The following is a 602-nucleotide window of genomic DNA, read 5'->3' as shown; positions in this document are numbered from 1 at the left end:
AAGACATTGAATTACAGGGAAATACCTGGGAAACCGGGGTGGTGATTGGGCGTGGAGTGAATACTATTGTATCTCCACATTTGCAAAAAGATAAAACATTAGAAAATGCTACTGATTATTTAAATAACTTATCAGTTACAGAAGTAGTAAATAATTACCAATCATTAAAGTTAGGGGATAGAACACAAATAAATGGTATTGAACATGTTAGAGTTGGTCGCTGGATGTCTCCAGAAGAGCTAAAACTTATTCAGAAAAATAACACAATGATTTCTGGAGCTGGAGGACAAACCTTTATATCTTTAAATGGAGCATCTGATTTTAGAGGAGCTGCCCAGAAAGGTAGTATATATGTTGAGTTTAGTGTTCCTACCAATAGTTTAATACAAGGTGGGAAAGAGGGGTGGTTTAAAACTATTAGTGAAGAAGCATCAGATTCTCAAAAATTTAGGTTAAGAAAACAGGGTGGAGATTTATCACCTAAAATCAATGATATAAAGGTATTGGAGAAGAAATAACATGGATTTAATTCAAATTTTTCATAGTATAATTTATCCTAAAATGAAAAAATCATTTGATTTTAAAGAAAGCTACTATACAAG

At 32.2% G+C, this 602-nt stretch carries 1 protein-coding gene; it reads left to right on the top strand.

Features of this window, described 5'->3' with window-relative positions; genetic code table 11:
• The coding region (locus tag FHQ30_RS13370) for a TreTu family toxin (protein ID WP_176552788.1) at window positions 1-518 on the top strand (518 nt) is incomplete at its 5' end.
• Window positions 519-602 lie beyond the last annotated feature (84 nt).

It is taken from the genome of Testudinibacter sp. 'clade 2' (assembly GCF_006227735.1).
In the GTDB taxonomy this organism is placed as follows: domain Bacteria; phylum Pseudomonadota; class Gammaproteobacteria; order Enterobacterales; family Pasteurellaceae; genus Chelonobacter.
This window is presented reverse-complemented; position numbering and strand designations above follow the sequence as displayed.